Genomic DNA, 16,330 nt, shown 5'->3' on the forward strand with positions numbered 1-16,330 from the left:
ATTCGTGAAGTGGAAACACTCAGAACAACCAGAGCAGCGGCTTATGTTTGTTGGATATGTATTCGTGAAGTGGAAACACTCAGAACAACCAGAGCAGCGGCTTATGTTTGTTGGATATGTAGTAATTGCTGGTAGTAAAAAAATAAATGAACTATTTGATTTCAGTTTTACATTTAAGTAGTTCAGTGAGCTAGCTACATACTTTTCCTGAAATTAGTGGTGGGCTATAATCCCCCACTAATGAATAAAGATTTTTTATTTCACGCCGAGCCACCGAGAAAGAGTTTAAAATTAGAAGTTTTGAAATAAGTATATTGATTCTAACTCCTGAGTTTTAACTTCTGAATTTGAAATTATTACAACATTATATTAGCAAGGAAACTTGACGTGACAAGATATCCTGCCGATGCTCTGGTTTCTATTTATCCATTTACTCGCCAACCTGAAGGAGATGAATTCATCATTGGTAGAGTAGATACTAATATTTTTCTAGCATTACCCTCTGATGCAATAGAGTTATTAGACTATTTAGCTGCTGGTAAAACTATTGGACAAGCACAATCACTTTATCAAAAGAAGTATAATGAGCTACCAGACATTGAAGGTCTACTAGAGGTTTTAGAAGCAAACGATTTTGTTAATATTCAATCTTCTAAACAAATCATTTTACCAACATATACTAAGCAACCAAAGCAAAAAAATCACTTCACTTGGATTTCCCAATCTTCTGCCAAACAGTTATTTAGCAATAAAGTATTAATTGGTTGTGCATTAGTCATATTATTAGCTTTAGCTGCTGTTATCTTGAAACCTGCAATTATGCCAGGTTATCAAGCCTTTGTATTTACAAAAAATGTCACTTTGATGACGTTAATTTTAACTGGAATTAATGTTATTGCAGTCTTTCTACATGAGATGGCTCATTTAATTGCAGCTAAAGCAGTAGGTGTTTCTTGTCAATTAAGGTTAAGCAATCGCCTTTGGATACTTGTAGCAGAAACAGATATGACTGGGATATGGGGTGTCCCACGAAATCAGCGGTATTTACCTTTTCTTGCAGGGCCATTGCTAGATGTTGTATTAACTTCTGTTTTGCTATTGATTTTATTTGCTCAACAAGAAAAATGGGTAATAATATCTCCCATTGCTTCACAGCTAATGCAAGCGATCGCTTTAAGTTATCTACTCGGTTTACTTTGGCAATGCTATTTCTTTGTTCGGACTGATTTTTACTACGTCATTGCAAACTTTTTCAGATGTAGAAGTCTGATGAAGGATACAAAGATTTTCGTACAAAACCAAATATTTCGATTACTCAGATTTTCTCATCCCACTGACCAATCCTCTATTCCTAGAGGTGAGATGCGAGTGATTCGCTGTTACGCAGTCGTCTACATTTTAGGTCACATCGCTGCATTTTCGTCGCTGTTCTTCATTGGTATTCCAACCATGTGGAATTATGCTTCCCTACTTTTAGGCACGTTGAGTGCAGGGTATCAATCAAATCCTTATGCCTTCACCGATGCCCTAGTAATGGGATTGCTGGTTTTTGGAATTCAAGGTATTGGTATTTTTCTTTGGATTAACAGTTTACGTCTTACTAAAAGGAGATAAATTATGAAGCGTCACAATACTCTCGAACAAGCTATTTTACAACAACCAGAAATAGGTAAGGTAATTTTATTAGAGGCAGAATCGGGTAGTTCTAGGTTAGAGATTTTGCAGCAATGGTTACAGTTAGGTCAAGAAAATAAAGCAAAAACTTGGTTACTATCATTTAATCCCCAAGAAGATGGGTTATGGGCTGGATTAAATCAATGGCTAAATCAACTTTTACCAGATATTCAAGCAAAAGCACCACATCTGATTGACAAACATAGCTATGAATTAGCAATGATTTTGCCTGCCTTAAGGCGTCAAATATCGGTACGAAATCCAAATTTAACAGACAGTTCTCTTGATGATGAAAGGGTACGTAACTATCCTTTAGATCGGGCTTATAGAATCATACATGGGGTAATCGATTTACTAGATTCCTGGCATGATTACACCGATGGTTCTCCTTGGTTGATTGCTTGTAATAATTATGAGCAAGCAGGATTTTTGGTACGCCGCTTTTTTGCTGAACTCGTTCGTCGTCGGGGACAGAAGCTAAAGTTAAGTTTACTCTTTGCTACTGCTTCTAATACTGGTGAAACTGCCATCAATCACTTAAATCATCAGTTTTTGGCACAAAAGGTTAGCTTACAATTACCACCCGAACCAGAAGTAGTAATTTTCCCCGAAAAAATGTCCCAACTAGCACAAAAGTTGGAAGAACAAATTGGTAGAGATTCTATTGAACTTGAAATTCATGGGCCGCGATTAATTTCCTGTTGGTTACAAAGTGACGAACCTGAAAAAGCATTGATTTGGCAAGCAAGATTATTAGGAACCTATAATCACCAAGGTTTTTATGAAGATGCGTTAGTATACTGTGAACCTGTTGCTACTCAACTTGAGCAGCTTTGTGGAAAAGACAATAACATGCGCTGGAATATGGTTGGGAATCTTTTTAACTGTTACGCAACAACAGGAAATATTACCAAAGCATATCAAATTGTTCAAGAAGAAGCTCTCCTCAAACTTGATGCACCAGCGCAATTAGTTCGAGCTTATTACATAATGGCAATGTTCCATACTCGGTTTTTACCGGAACATGACCATGCTTTAGCCGAAGATTATCTCAATCGCAGTCTGAGTATCTTAGCAGAATCAACTTCGGATATTCCAGCTGATGATAGACATTTTATGACTGCTTTTGATATGAATGGTTTAGCACTTGTTAAACACCGTCAAGGTTTTCCTGAAGAAGCAATCGAACTTTGTCGGTCTGCAATTGAAGAATTCAAAAACCATTTGAGTGAAGGTAAACATCGATTACATCGCTCAGTTTTGGACTATAATATTGCTCAAGTCTACGCAGCAATGGGTGAATTAGAAGAAGCTGTGATTTATTTTACAGCTGCGATCGCTGCCGATCCAAACTACTCAGAGTACTACAACGATCGCGGCAATGTTTACCAACGCCTCGGTCTTTTAGAAAATGCTTTGAACGATTACCACCAAGCTATTGAGCTTAGCCCACCATACTATGAAGTATGGATGAATATCGGACATTGCTATTACTCAAAAGGTTTACTGGAAGAAGCAACTAAGGCTTATTCAGTTGCTCTTGATTTAGAACCTACTCTAACTCCAGCATTGATTGGTCGCGCTCAAGCATTTGAAGCTTGGGGACATCTGGAAGCAGCTTTATTAGATTATAATGCGGCACTTGCTTTAAATTCACAGCAACCTTTATTATTAGCAAATCGAGCCACACTTCACTACGAACTCGGACAACTACCAGAAGCTTTGAGCGATTTATCAGCGGCGATCGCTTTATTACCAGATAATCCAGACTTCTATCAAAATCGGGCGATAGTATTAATTAGTTTAGGTCAATCTGATGCTGCATCTGCCGACCTCCAGACTTATCTTCGGCTGAATCCCGATGCAAGCGATCGTGCTGAAGTAGAGGAAAGTTTATCTAGTTTGAGTAAGGCATAACTATCAAGTTTTTCTGGTTATATTCAGAATATTATTTGCTAGAAATTTATGGAGTGATGTCTACGATATCGCTCCATAATATTATAAATACAATTATTAGTCTATGGGAACACTGCGGGTTAAAATCTTCATCACTTTGCCTGGTTGAGAAGCAGGTAAAAGCGGACTCCATTCACTAATTTCAGCAAAACCCAATTTTTAGGTATAAACCTTCATTAATTCGTATATTTCTGAATCTTGTTCTTTTGCTTCAAAATATAAAAATTAATGTAATTGTTCTATTGAAATCAAGGATTTATAAATATTACTTTTAGACTCATAAACTATTTCAAAGGATTTGATTGCTTCTTTTAGTTTATTAATTGCATCTTCTTGAGTATTCCCCTAGCCGACAATAGCATTTTCTAAACATAAAGCAACCCAATAGCCAGAATTTTGTCTTAGTACAACAGGATAAAATTTCATTTTTTTTAGTTATTTATCTTATAAAATTCTAAAACTATTGTTTACTCAACTCTATTTTATAGACGTTTGTTTTTGAAATAATAGCTTAGATAACATTGGATTTTGGCAATTATTCATTATCCAAAACTAGCTACTTCTACAGGGCGTTCAACAGCTAATGTTTTACGGTTAGTTTTAATTTGTTCAATTTTGTGAATAGTTTCAGCTGTTAAATAGTTTTCGCCGCAATGAGAACAAGTTACCACCGGAATATTTTCTATTACTAGCAGGTCTTTACCCTTACCGTAAGTTCTGGTAATTCGACGGATTTTGACACCTTCATTTCCACAAATATCACACAGCATTTGCCGCTTTCCTGGTATTAGGGTATCTATACAGTAATGATAACAAGTTTTCCAGTTGGACTTAGCTTGGCAATGATTTCAATTTCCCCTGCATCAAGAGTTAAACCTCTGATACGATATTTGGATTCTGCTGTCACTTTATCTTTTTGACGTTCCAATATTTCGCCTGTGAGGATACCTTGTTCAATGTCATAAATTGTTAGATTGTCATCGCTCATTTCTTCTTCAGCATGTAGTGTCATTAAATACTGACAAGAAGAAACTTTATCCCGCATCCGTTGTAAAATTTCATCAAACAAGGTGGTAATCTCAAGCAAATTAGACTTTAGTATTGTATAGCGAGCGCACTCACAAATTCCGGGTGCGATCGCGTACAATTCATTTTATCGAGGCCATACTTTTATCGCTATCTTAGCTAAATATTCAGCGCGACTTTTGATTTCCTCTTCATTCCAAACATCTACGTTTCGAAAATATTGGTTCAAAGTCACATTACTAGTCCTTAAAATCTTCAATTTCTCCTCAAAGGATTTGTTGGATAATTCAGAGTTATATTGTGTCAGCGTGAGATTACCCAAAGTGTGAAGCAATTCCTTATGTGTCTTGTTATGATTTGTGCCTAACATTTCTTGCCATTCTTTACGTAAAGGGGACTTTTGGGGCATAATATGCTCAAGACTCATAGGCTGAGTATCAACACGCTCTTTGCTCAGAGATTGTTCTATACTTTCTAATAAAAACTTTACCCGTTCATTTGCTGTCGAGCTTTTGTTATTATATAAAGGTTCATTGATGATATGTTGACAGAATAACTTGTCGTCAGGGAATACTTGAGTTTTCTCAAAGCTGATTAGAACTTGACGTAATCCATCTACTAAATCTTCAGGATTTTTTTCCTTTACTTGCTTATACAAATTGTTAAAGGTTATGCCTAAAGCTCTAGTAGGAATTCCAACAATCCAACGGCGTACAAAGTATGATTCTAAGTATTGCAGGATTTTCTCAAAATCTTGAACAGATAAGTGTTTAGCCTCATATTCATAATAAATATTCAGCAAAAATATATGACAAGTAGTAAAATCCAATTTTTTTAGCCGCTGAAACCAATGCTTTAGTTTTGGTTCTTGTTCTTCTTGATCGAAATTAAGACGTAGATAGTAATTAGTAAATTTTATCAGGTTCTCCAACTCAGCCTTGATACCTAATTCCGGTTTTTCAAAGCGTTTAGCAGATTCATCAAAGTGTTGTTTAATTGATTTATAAACAGCTTTTTCATTAACTGCCTCTCCATCTTTACGTAAATAAAACCAAAAAGCATTAGTTAATTCGTCTGCATATTCTTTTGGCTTCATGTTTAATTTAAAACTTTCTTGAAGAGGCAACCATTCGCTGTTATAAACTTCATCTCTTTCTTCAATAGGTAATTTCATAAATATATAGTTACGAACTAAGTCTGCCTGTGTTAATTCTTCTCCTTTATTGTTCAAACTTTCAAAAATAAGATATGGATTATCGTTGTTATCAGAAGTAATATTTACTAATACTAAACGTTCTAAAATAATATTTTTAAATTTTGCAAAATCTAATAAGATATCTTCATTTGCAAAAGGCTTTTTCAGCTTGCCATCAAAAAATTTATATGCTTCATATATTGCTCCTGATTGTGATTCTTTATTTCTTGCCTTGGGTGTCTTATTGTCGATAATACTTTTATATGCATCGCAATCATCCTGAGTAGGCAGCACTTTATAAAAATCATCATTCTTTTGATACTTGTTTATCAAAAAAAATTCGTGTATCTGTTCTGCTATTTGTTTGTCAGACTTCTTAAGATAATTTCTTAATGCCGCCAAGAGAATGCTAAGAGTTGTGAAACGTTGTTGTCCATCTATAACAATATATCGACTTATACCATCAGCAGTCCCCAGTTCAGCTTGGGTTACTATAGGGCCAAGAAAATAAAAGCCTTTTTCATCATCATTATAAAGACTCATCAAATCTTCCCACAGAGTCTCCCAGTTCTCCTTTTTCCAAGAGTATGGTCGCTGAAAAAGAGGTATTTGAAACTGTTTACCACCTTCTAGTAAGTTACGGAGACTTGTTTCTGATGCTTTCATGCCTGTCATTTGCTTTGTGTATCATATACGATAATAACTAAATTTTTGTATTATCAAAGAATTACATATAATTGATTTAGCTCAAAAAGCCCGCTAATGCGGGCTTTATTCCTATAGCCCCAGATTTTAGCCTGCGGCATTTGATATCATTTGTAACTACCTCGCCGCAGTTGGCATACCCAAAATATCCTCAATCCTGGGCATATCTTCCAACGCAATCACTCTTCCTTCATCCTCAAAACCGACAATTTGATCAAAGTTCAAATAGCGATACAAATCATCAGCAAAAGGATTAATCTTCTTCGCCACAATATCTAAATATTCCTGCACTGTGGGAATGCGTCCTAACAGCGCACAAACTGCGGCTAATTCCGCTGAACCAAGATACACTCGCGCATCTTTACCCATGCGATTATTGAAGTTGCGGGTAGAGGTTGAAAACACTGTTGTAGCATCAGCAACTCGCGCCTGATTTCCCATACATAAGCTGCATCCTGCCATTTCTATCCTCGCACCCGCAGCCCCAAAAATGGCATACATTCCTTCTTCTTTTAATTGGTGTTCGTCCATGCGGGTTGGTGGTGCTATCCACAGGCGGGTTTTTACTTCACCAGCACCTTCCAAAACTTTCGCTGTTGCTCGATAATGACCGATATTCGTCATACATGAACCGACGAATACTTCTTGCACTGGGTCATTCGCAACTGACGATAATAATTTAACATTATCCGGGTCATTGGGAGCAGCAACAATTGGTTCTTTGATTTCGTTCAAATCAATTTCAATTATTTCGGCATACTCCGCATCCGTATCGGCTGCTAATAACACAGGATTTGCTAACCATTCTTCCATTTTGGCAATGCGGCGGAGGATGGTACGCGCATCGTGATAGCCCCGCGCAATCATGTTTTTCAAAAGTGCAACGTTAGAACGCAGATATTCAGAAATTGTCTCTACACTCAGCTTAATGGTAGAACCCGCACAAGAACGTTCAGCGGTAGCGTCGGCGAGTTCGAAGGCTTGTTCCACTTTTAAATCTGGCAAACCTTCAATTTCTAAAATTCGCCCGGAGAAGACATTTTTCTTGTTTTGCTTCTCGACTGTCAGCAAACCTTTTTGAATTGCGACGTAGGGTATCGCATTCACAACATCTCGCAGGGTGACACCGGGTTGTAATTCACCTTTGAATCTTACCAAAACTGATTCTGGCATATCCAAAGGCATGACGCCCAACGCCGCAGCAAACGCCACTAACCCAGAACCGGCAGGGAAGGAAATTCCTAAAGGAAAACGGGTGTGGGAGTCGCCGCCAGTTCCCACGGTGTCGGGTAGCAGCATCCGGTTTAACCAAGAGTGGATGATACCATCACCGGGACGCAAGGCGACACCACCACGTTGGGCAAAGAAGTCGGGGAGTTCGTGGTGAGTTTTAATGTCTACTGGTTTGGGATAAGCTGCGGTGTGACAAAAACTCTGCATTACTAAGTCTGCACTGAAACCCAAACAAGCGAGTTCTTTCAATTCGTCGCGCGTCATGGGACCTGTGGTATCCTGGGAACCAACGGTGGTCATAATTGGTTCGCAAGATGTACCGGGACGCACACCAGCTAATCCGCAAGCTTTACCGACGATTTTTTGGGCTAGGGTGTAGCCTTTGCCTGTATCGCTGGGTTGTTGGGGACGGATAAAAACGGTGCTGGGTTCTAAACCGAGTGCTTGGCGGGTTTTGTCGGTGAGGGTACGCCCGATAAGTAGGGGGATGCGTCCGCCGGCGCGGACTTCATCGAGGATGGTATCTGGTTTGAGGCTGAAGGTAGAAATAACTTCGCCTGCTTCGTTTGTGATTTCGCCTTTGTAGGGATGGATGGTAATTACCATGCCAGTTTCTAGTTTGGTGACATCGCACTGGATAGGCAAAGCACCGGCATCTTCAGCTGTGTTAAAGAAGATAGGCGCGATCGCACTACCTAAAATATATCCCCCAGCGCGTTTATTGGGCACAAAAGGTATATTATTTCCCATGTGCCACAACACCGAATTGATAGCAGATTTCCGTGAGGAACCCGTACCAACCACATCTCCCACGTAAGCTACAGGATGTCCTTGCTTTTTCAGTTCGGCAATGGTTTGTAAACTTCCCGGTTGGCGTGACTCTAACATCACTAGGGCGTGTAAGGGAATATCTGGGCGAGTTGTGGCGCTTTGGGCAGGGGATAAGTCATCAGTGTTGGTTTCGCCAGGAACTTTAAAAACGGTAACAGTAATCGCTTGTGGTACAGTCGGGCGAACAGTAAACCACTCAGCTTCCGCCCAAGAGTCAATTACCTGCTTAGCAAAAGGATTGGTTTTCGACAATTCCAAAACATCATGGAAAGCATCATACACCAAGAGGATTTTACTTAAGGCATTGGCAGCGTAAGCGGCGATGGGTTCCTTTCCTTGTCCTCCCATTACCAGAGGTGTTTCGGAAGAATCTGATACAGATACAGTGGGCAATTGCAGCAAATCAATTAAAGCTTGCACATTATAACCGCCTACCATTGTGCCCAGCAATTGCACCGCTTCTATAGGCGAAATCAAAGGACTGGTAATTTCTTCCTTGGCAATAGCGGTGAGAAATCCAGCTTTTACATAAGCGGCTGCATCAACACCAGGAGGGACGCGATCGCTCAATAAATGCAATAATGTATCTTCTTCACCTTTAGGTGGATTCTTCAGTAATTCGCACAATTGGGATGTTTGGTTTGCATCTAGTGGTAAGGGGGGAATTCCTAGTGCTGCTCTTTCTACTACATGTTTACGATATAATTCCAGCATTCTACACTCCAAATTTTCAGCCAAACATTGTTTAAGTATTCATAATCACTTCTCAATTTTCAGGAGCATTCAACCTCACAAGTCTTTACAGGTGGAATTAACAGGAAGTGAGTCTCCTTACTTTAAGTTTTTTGTCTGGCAAGGACTTATAATTATTACTGTATAGCTATTTTTCCCAATCTAGCTGTTTGAAAATAATTCTCTTTTTGGTTTTATTGATTTGGTACTCGGCCTCTCGTTCAGATAAAATAAGTTTTTTGTCGGTTGGTTGACGCTTTTTTGTATATGTCCAAAACTTACACCGTAGAAATTCATCACCAGGGTCAAATTCATACTTTGCAAGTCCCCGAGGATCAGACCATTTTATCAGTCGCTGATGCTGCTGGTTTAGATTTGCCAAGTTCCTGTCATGCAGGGGTTTGCACAACTTGCGCCGGTCAAATCAGCCAAGGAACTGTCGATCAAACTGATGGTATGGGCGTTAGTCCAGATTTACAAAAACAAGGTTATGTATTGCTTTGTATTGCTAAACCCCTTTCTGATTTGAAAATTGAGAGTGAAAAAGAAGACAAACTTTATCAGTTGCAATTTGGTAAAGACCAATAATTAAGCCAACAGTTATCAGTATATGAGTTGATTTATTCATAACTCCATGACTGTTCGCTAACATGATTACAAAAACTAGAAAATTACATAGGTATTTGATAGCACCTGATAAGCTATTCTATAAACTAAAAATCAATAGGATTTAGGCGATGACAACTCATTTTATTACCGCAGAAATTGACCTGCAAGAAACTCCCGCAGAGTTACTCAAAACAATTGAAACAGAGTTGAAAAAACAAGGGGAACCCCTGCGGTGGGCAGTTACCTCTGTGGACGTTGCCCAGCAAAAGGCTACAGTTGAAGCCGTTGTGACAACAGTTAAGAGTTAAAAGTAGGGAGATGGGGAGATGGGGGATAAGAACTCTAAACTTCTAACTCTTGGAAAGACTTGGGTTAATCGCGTCTCTCACCACTCAGCATTCAATATGCATCCATACACTGCTATTTTAATTGTACCAACTGGGGTTGGGGCTGCGATTGGCGGTTACGCTGGAGATGCTTTGCCTGTTGCCAGAGTTATAGCACAGGTTTGCGATCGCCTGATTACTCACCCCAATGTCCTCAATGGCGCAAGCTTGTACTGGAATCTCCCCAATACTTTCTACGTTGAAGGTTTTGGACTTGACAAATTCGCCGCTGGATGCTGGGGTTTGCGTCCAGTCAGGAACAACAAGATAGGTTTGCTTTTAGACCAAGGTATTGAGCCGGAGTTGCAGCTAAGACACCTGCAAGCAGCGGATGCAGCGAGAGCTACTCTGGGATTGACCTTAACAGATTATGTCATCACTGATGCCCCTCTAAATGTAGAATTACGGACTACTCTATCGGGTGCAAGTTGGGGGACAATTGGAAACCCCGATAGCTTGTTAAGGGCAGCCGAAATACTGGTTAAAAAAGCTGGAGCAGAAGCGATCGCAGTTGTCGCCTGTTTCAGAGATGATATGGATGAAGAGGCAGTACAGAAATACCGCCACGGCGAAGGAGTTGATTCCCTAGCAGGTGCAGAAGCCGTAATTAGCCATTTGCTAGTGCGAACCTTTCAAATTCCTTGTGCCCATTCTCCTGCTCTGGCTAGCACCCCTCCAGAACCGGACTTAGCACCGCGTTCTGCTGCTGAAGAATTGGGCTACACATTTTTACCATGCGTTCTCGTCGGCTTGAGTCGTGCCCCACAATTTATAGTAGAGAGAAAAACGATAGCATTAGAACAAGAAGATATTTGGGCCGAAGGAGTAGATGCTCTTGTTGTACCTGCAAATGCCTGTGGTGGTAGTGCTTTATTGAGTTTAAGTCAAACACGATGCCAAATAATTACAGTAGAAGAAAATAAAACTGCGATCAAAGTTCCTCCCCAACCGTTGGGGATCAAATCCATACAGGTAAACTCATATTTAGAGGCAGTGGGTGTATTAGTGGCACATAAAGCAGGCATTAATCCCTCTGCTCTTTGTCCCAAATTATCATCTTTGCAACCAGTAGTCACTAATCATTAGTCATTAGAAGTTATAAGTTAGGAGTGCTGAGTTGAGAGTAGAGACGCGATTAACCCAAGTCTTTCCAAAAGTTAGGAGCCTCACTAAAGACGCTCCCTCTTCTCTCGGTTAGTGAGTTTTGACTACGCTCAACTACCGCCAAGCCGAACCACATCTCCTTGATCTCTCCACCTCCCCATTCCCGAAAAATCCGTGATTGAACAACAAAAGCAAGAACCAGAAATTCCATATCTGACACGCATCCAAGTACTTGGGGCGATGGGAGCGACTGCAATCATTTTGCTGATAGTCGCCAAAGTGTCGTTGCACTTTGGCAACTTTACCCTATTATCCTGGAAATTGAACCAAAGAGATTTACTGTTGGGTGTAGGCTTGGGATTTGTGATTACCGCATTAAGTGGTTTAACTTATCGCCTTTGGAATTCCTACCGTCAAAGTGCAGATTTTTATCTAGAAGTAGTATTGAAGCCTTTAGCCTTACCAGACTTAATTTGGTTAGGGTTACTACCTGGTTTGAGTGAAGAATTGTTATTTCGAGGCGTGATGCTACCAGCTTTAGGTTTCAATCATTTGGCTGTGATTGTATCTAGTGTTTGCTTTGGCGTCTTGCATCTGAGCGGTTCTCAACAATGGCCTTATGTAGTTTGGGCAACGATTGTCGGGATGATATTAGCATATAGCGCCTTGCTCACTGGCAACTTACTAGTGCCCATCGCTGCTCATATTACGACGAATTGGGTTTCTAGCTATATGTGGAAAACCTGGCAATTATCAGGAAGTAAAAAATAAGACGTTGCTAAATGCTCAAATGGTGACTTGTCACTTTGCCTAGATAACTATCTGAAAATCACCTCAACGGAGCGAATTATACCAAGTCTAGCTTATTACTTACAATATGGTTGGTGTAGTTGGTAATTGCGAATTGGTAATTGCGAATTAGGAGAAAGGGAATAAATAACTGACGATTACCCATTACCAACCCTCACAGATATCACACTATTATTTACTGTGACTAAAAATTAGTAGAGCCTGCTAAAGCGATCGCCATTGGCAAAATCCGATGTTCTTGAATTTGAATTCTAGCATGGAGTGTTTCTGGCGTATCATCTGGCAGCACTGGTACTGCGGCTTGCATCAATATTGGCCCACTGTCCATTTCTAAACAAGCGATATGCACACTACAGCCAGTGATTTTTACCCCAGATGCCAAAGCTTGCTCTACAGCATTAATTCCCTTAAAACTAGGTAACAAACTCGGATGTATATTAATAATTCTGTGAGGAAAAGCATTAATAAAGACTGATGTCACAAGTCGCATCCAGCCTGCCATAATCACCCATTCGACATCATACTGCCGTAATGCTTGCACAATTTTCTCATCAAACTTTTCTCGGCTTTTGTAGTCACGGTGATTCAACAACACAGCTTCTACTCCTCGATTAGCTGCTCTTACCGCTGCTTTAGCCGTTGGATTATTATAAATCAAAACTTGAATTTTGGCATTTAGCTGTTTATCTTCAATAGCTTGGGCAACAACATCAAAATTGCTGCCATTTCCAGAAGCCATAATTCCGAGTTTTAAACAAGTGTCTTGTCGGCAGACATCGTTAATATTTGGAGAAATCAAGCTAGAAGTATAATCAGGGCGGATGGTCATAACAGCAAAAAGGGAAAATTATCAATGCCAAAAATATATAGTAAGTCGTGAGATTTAGATGGCGCAAATGTTTGGCAACAATTTTGGCATATTATACTACCCAGATTGCGTTCTCCTGTCATATTTAGAACAATTACCACGGATATTTTTAGATTCCAGAGTTTTGAACAACCTTATCTAAGGGACTTCCAAGAAATAAATTATCCAATTTCACGCCCATCAAAACGACTTTCTCTCCCCCCTGCAATAGAGATCCTTGCCCTAAAAGCGTTCGCGTAGCGTCCCGCAGGGATGGGATATTTTTTTATTTATCAGTCCCTAATAATCGGCGGCGGTAGATTAAATTTGACTAATTCGCTGGTTTACTACATTTACCATGATGCGTTTGCTCAATTTAATTTTGGTTATGTAGCCAGCATAACGCTGCTGTTAGCAGTAACTTTGGTAGTCGTGTATTTGCAATTGCAAACTGCTAAAGAAGAGTAAAACAGTGAGCTCAAAGATATTTTAATTGCTTAATATGACTTTAGTTAGATTCAAATTGTGACTTTATTCCACTGTCTATTGCTATTTATGATTTTAAACTGAGAACTATACAGCGAACTGAATTAAGTCTGATAACAATAAAAAACTTACTACAATCTTTGAGATTAGGTAAGAAAATATGTTTACAACTTAACGATGAATACTGTAGAAAATCTAGCCAATTAACCGATAGAGATTTGAAGATGAAACGTATTCTTTTAGGTACATTACTTGCTCTACCATTTGCCATTTCTTCCATGCCATCACAAGCATCCGCAGCAGAGATCATTATTAAACCTAACATGCATAAAACTGTTGTTGTGCATAGACCTGTTGTTGCTGCCCGATATCGACGTAAGTTAATTCCTGCACACTGGGAAACAGTACGACGTGGTAACAGGTTAGTTAAAGTTCGAGTTCCTGCTCATTATGTAAATGTAAGAGTTTAATATCTTTAATAGAGACTAAATCACACTTAATTTATTAGTCTCTATTTAGTAAAAGGCCATTTCTCAAGTAAAAATTAAAAACTCCACCTACAAAGAAGATGCAGTTTTTAGGCATAGAGGATGAGGAAGAATTTACCAATGCTCTATGCCGGAAGTAGCGGTGAGCAACCTCAAATACCTACTTTGAGGATGGGGTGTCTCACCGCTTTTAATGATAACATTTTGATAAAGTAAATTTAATTAATATGAATACTTATCAAAAATCTCAAAGTTCTCGATTTTTAAAAAATATTTTTATATCCATATGTACTATTACTTTCGTCATAGCATGCAATTCGAGCCAAGCTGAAGAAAGAAGCATATCTAAAAAAATTGTCAAAGGTGAGAATTATGGAGAGCTATACGACCAAGGAAAATTACGCACATACTATTTTTACACTCCAAAATCTTATAATCCCAACCGCCAGATGCCCTTAGTTTTAGTGTTTCATGGAGATGATGGTAGTGGTCAATCTATAAGTAATGTGACTCGCTTCAATCAATTAGCAGAGAAAAAAGGATTTATTGTTGTTTATCCAGATGGGATTAACCAAAAATGGAATGTTAGAGTTAATACTAAAGGAAAGGCAGATGATGTTTTGTTTGTCAGTGCATTAATCGATCATCTTCAGCAGCAAATGAATATTAATACTCATAAAGTTTATGCTACCGGTTTTTCTAGAGGTGGAATACTTACCCAAGCACTGGCTTGTAAGTTACCTAATAAAATTGCTGGTTTTGCATCAGTAGCCGGTTCACTCCCAGTTAAACTTAAACCTAATTGCCAACCTCAAACTCCGATATCGATGTTAACAATTAACGGTACAAACGATCGCGATGTACTTTATCAAGGTGATGATCGCACTCAACGAGGAGCGTTGGTTTCGGTGTCAGACATGGTAAACTTTTGGCAATCGCACGACCAATGTACCTTATCAAATAAATCTTCGCAGTTTTCTGAAGATAAAGTCAAAACCTCCCTCTACGCAGGTTGTAGTAACAATTCAGAAGTTTGGCACTTAGCGGTAGTAAACGGTGGACATTTCTGGCCTGGTGGTGCTTCAACTGACAAGAGCCTAAATAAATTCAATGCTAAGCTAGGACTGAACGCCAGTGAAACAATTTGGAACTTTTTTCAACGTCACAGTTTGCCTTAATATCAAGCCCCATATTTAACCGACTCAAACTTTTGGCTGAAATACAATGGCACGAAGTTTAGTTGATAGTTGAGGCTACCTACCAGAAATGTAGAAGCAAAAGTATAGGCTTAGACAAATAAACAAATATCTCTAAGTTGATTACAGTAGCATATCAATATTTCCTGACTTATGTCAGCATTTTTTGTCTTAAAAAAGACTTTAAGAGCGTATTTTCAGGTTCTTGACGATTTTTTAGAAATTTATTCTTGATTATTGATCGCTTTTATTTCCATTTGAGGTGTACTCTCAATATACGGTAACTTTGCAATCGCCATTTGAGATGAATTACACCCAGAGGTGAATACCATGAAAGATTATGCTAACAAGCAGGAATTTATCTTAAATCAAATCACAAATAAATATTTTCAGCGTCACAATTTCAGTGGATATGATTTGAGTGAAATTGACCTGAAAGGATTAGATTTAAGTGGAGTTAACTTCATAGGAGCAGATTTGCGTGGTACTAATCTATCTGGTTGTATACTAACTCGTGCTAATTTAAGTGGCGCAAATTTGATGCAGGCTAGTTTATGCGAAGCTAATTTGTATGAAGCCTCTTTATGTGAAGCTAATTTAAGCAATACCGATTTAAGGCAAGCAAATTTGTGTGGAAGTTTTTTATGGCGAGTGAAATTAATAAATAGTAACCTTTGGGGTACTTCTTTATGTGCTGCGGATTTGAGAGAAGCAGACTTAACTGAAGCCAAATTAATTGAAACATCGCTAATTGAAGCAAATTTAGTTAGAGCAAATCTGACAAAAGTAAAGCTATGTGGGGCAATCTTACTAGAAGCTAATTTAACTGAAGCCAATTTAACAAGTGCAGACTTGACATGGGCAAACTTAACTAAGACCAACTTGAGTAAAGCAAACCTTTATCAGACGAATTTAATTTATGCAAAATTCAGAGATACAATCATGCCTGATGCTACAGTTAAAGAACCATCAATAGTCATTAGTTATTAAGTCATTGGTCATTGGTCATTGGTAATTTGTTATTTTTTCCCAATGCCTTGTTTGGCCAATGA

At 38.8% G+C, this 16,330-nt stretch carries 14 protein-coding genes and 1 pseudogene; 10 read left to right on the forward strand and 5 right to left on the reverse strand.

Annotated features, from left to right (window positions below):
- Positions 1-387 precede the first annotated feature (387 nt).
- Positions 388-1,614 carry a hypothetical protein gene (locus tag FCR06_RS21970; RefSeq protein ID WP_138503499.1) on the forward strand — a complete coding sequence of 409 codons (1,227 nt, stop codon included), beginning with the start codon at positions 388-390 and terminating at the stop codon, positions 1,612-1,614.
- Between the two features lie 3 nt (positions 1,615-1,617).
- Positions 1,618-3,591 (forward strand): tetratricopeptide repeat protein, encoded by a 1,974-nt coding sequence (locus tag FCR06_RS21975; protein ID WP_138503501.1) that lies wholly within the window; start codon positions 1,618-1,620, stop codon positions 3,589-3,591.
- Between the two features lie 581 nt (positions 3,592-4,172).
- Here the strand turns inward: FCR06_RS21975 and FCR06_RS21985 are convergent.
- The 4 genes from FCR06_RS21985 to acnB all read right to left on the reverse strand — a co-directional run bounded on the left by FCR06_RS21985 (position 4,173) and on the right by acnB (position 9,334).
- On the reverse strand, positions 4,173-4,400 hold the full coding sequence (locus FCR06_RS21985) for a type II toxin-antitoxin system MqsA family antitoxin (RefSeq protein ID WP_138503503.1): 228 nt from the start codon (positions 4,398-4,400) through the stop codon (positions 4,173-4,175).
- Between the two features lie 26 nt (positions 4,401-4,426).
- Complete coding sequence (locus FCR06_RS21990; protein ID WP_223280233.1) at positions 4,427-4,717, reverse strand: DUF4258 domain-containing protein; 291 nt, start codon at positions 4,715-4,717, stop codon at positions 4,427-4,429.
- Between the two features lie 66 nt (positions 4,718-4,783).
- Complete coding sequence (locus FCR06_RS21995) at positions 4,784-6,517, reverse strand: DUF262 domain-containing protein (RefSeq protein WP_138503505.1); 1,734 nt, start codon at positions 6,515-6,517, stop codon at positions 4,784-4,786.
- A gap of 156 nt (positions 6,518-6,673) precedes the next feature.
- A complete protein-coding gene (gene acnB, locus FCR06_RS22000; RefSeq protein ID WP_138503507.1) occupies positions 6,674-9,334 on the reverse strand; it encodes a bifunctional aconitate hydratase 2/2-methylisocitrate dehydratase in 2,661 nt (886 codons plus the stop codon).
- A gap of 285 nt (positions 9,335-9,619) precedes the next feature.
- On the opposite strand from acnB, the gene FCR06_RS22005 reads away from it, so the two are divergent.
- The 4 genes from FCR06_RS22005 (at position 9,620) to FCR06_RS22020 (ending at position 12,222) form a co-directional block, all read left to right on the forward strand.
- Positions 9,620-9,940: a 2Fe-2S iron-sulfur cluster-binding protein gene (locus tag FCR06_RS22005; protein WP_138503508.1), complete on the forward strand. Its 321-nt coding sequence runs from the start codon at positions 9,620-9,622 to the stop codon at positions 9,938-9,940.
- 149 nt (positions 9,941-10,089) lie between these two features.
- Positions 10,090-10,269: a hypothetical protein gene (locus tag FCR06_RS22010; protein ID WP_138503510.1), complete on the forward strand. Its 180-nt coding sequence runs from the start codon at positions 10,090-10,092 to the stop codon at positions 10,267-10,269.
- Between the two features lie 96 nt (positions 10,270-10,365).
- Positions 10,366-11,433, forward strand: coding sequence for a DUF3326 domain-containing protein (locus tag FCR06_RS22015; protein WP_138503602.1), 1,068 nt, complete (start codon positions 10,366-10,368; stop codon positions 11,431-11,433).
- Positions 11,434-11,625: 192 nt separating this feature from the next.
- Positions 11,626-12,222: a CPBP family intramembrane glutamic endopeptidase gene (locus FCR06_RS22020; RefSeq protein ID WP_138503512.1), complete on the forward strand. Its 597-nt coding sequence runs from the start codon at positions 11,626-11,628 to the stop codon at positions 12,220-12,222.
- 223 nt (positions 12,223-12,445) lie between these two features.
- Here the strand turns inward: FCR06_RS22020 and purN are convergent, their stop codons facing one another.
- Positions 12,446-13,090 carry a phosphoribosylglycinamide formyltransferase gene (gene purN / locus FCR06_RS22025; protein ID WP_138503514.1) on the reverse strand — a complete coding sequence of 215 codons (645 nt, stop codon included), beginning with the start codon at positions 13,088-13,090 and terminating at the stop codon, positions 12,446-12,448.
- A 318-nt stretch (positions 13,091-13,408) separates the two neighbouring features.
- On the opposite strand from purN, the pseudogene FCR06_RS22030 reads away from it, so the two are divergent.
- From FCR06_RS22030 to FCR06_RS22045, 4 genes and pseudogenes are all read left to right on the forward strand, one after another.
- A pseudogene (locus FCR06_RS22030) lies at positions 13,409-13,576 on the forward strand (sugar ABC transporter permease); the annotation flags it as partial.
- A gap of 242 nt (positions 13,577-13,818) precedes the next feature.
- Positions 13,819-14,064 carry a hypothetical protein gene (locus FCR06_RS22035; RefSeq protein WP_138503518.1) on the forward strand — a complete coding sequence of 82 codons (246 nt, stop codon included), beginning with the start codon at positions 13,819-13,821 and terminating at the stop codon, positions 14,062-14,064.
- A 245-nt stretch (positions 14,065-14,309) separates the two neighbouring features.
- The gene (locus FCR06_RS22040; protein WP_138503520.1) at positions 14,310-15,260 is read left to right on the forward strand and encodes an alpha/beta hydrolase family esterase; all 951 of its coding nucleotides are present in this window, start codon (positions 14,310-14,312) and stop codon (positions 15,258-15,260) included.
- A 348-nt stretch (positions 15,261-15,608) separates the two neighbouring features.
- Positions 15,609-16,268: a pentapeptide repeat-containing protein gene (locus FCR06_RS22045; protein ID WP_138503522.1), complete on the forward strand. Its 660-nt coding sequence runs from the start codon at positions 15,609-15,611 to the stop codon at positions 16,266-16,268.
- Positions 16,269-16,330 lie beyond the last annotated feature (62 nt).

The organism is Nostoc sp. PA-18-2419 (assembly GCF_005869855.1).
In the GTDB taxonomy this organism is placed as follows: Bacteria; Cyanobacteriota; Cyanobacteriia; order Cyanobacteriales; family Nostocaceae; genus Nostoc.

Coding starts and splice junctions, on each gene's coding strand:
- FCR06_RS21985 (WP_138503503.1), bottom strand. CDS start 4,400: ATGCTGTGTGATATTTGTGGAAATGAAGGTGTCAAAATCCGTCGAATT.
- FCR06_RS22015 (WP_138503602.1), top strand. CDS start 10,366: ATGCATCCATACACTGCTATTTTAATTGTACCAACTGGGGTTGGGGCT.
- acnB (WP_138503507.1), bottom strand. CDS start 9,334: ATGCTGGAATTATATCGTAAACATGTAGTAGAAAGAGCAGCACTAGGA.
- purN (WP_138503514.1), bottom strand. CDS start 13,090: ATGACCATCCGCCCTGATTATACTTCTAGCTTGATTTCTCCAAATATT.
- FCR06_RS22045 (WP_138503522.1), top strand. CDS start 15,609: ATGAAAGATTATGCTAACAAGCAGGAATTTATCTTAAATCAAATCACA.
- FCR06_RS22035 (WP_138503518.1), top strand. CDS start 13,819: ATGAAACGTATTCTTTTAGGTACATTACTTGCTCTACCATTTGCCATT.
- FCR06_RS21975 (WP_138503501.1), top strand. CDS start 1,618: ATGAAGCGTCACAATACTCTCGAACAAGCTATTTTACAACAACCAGAA.
- FCR06_RS22040 (WP_138503520.1), top strand. CDS start 14,310: ATGAATACTTATCAAAAATCTCAAAGTTCTCGATTTTTAAAAAATATT.
- FCR06_RS22010 (WP_138503510.1), top strand. CDS start 10,090: ATGACAACTCATTTTATTACCGCAGAAATTGACCTGCAAGAAACTCCC.
- FCR06_RS21995 (WP_138503505.1), bottom strand. CDS start 6,517: ATGAAAGCATCAGAAACAAGTCTCCGTAACTTACTAGAAGGTGGTAAA.
- FCR06_RS22005 (WP_138503508.1), top strand. CDS start 9,620: ATGTCCAAAACTTACACCGTAGAAATTCATCACCAGGGTCAAATTCAT.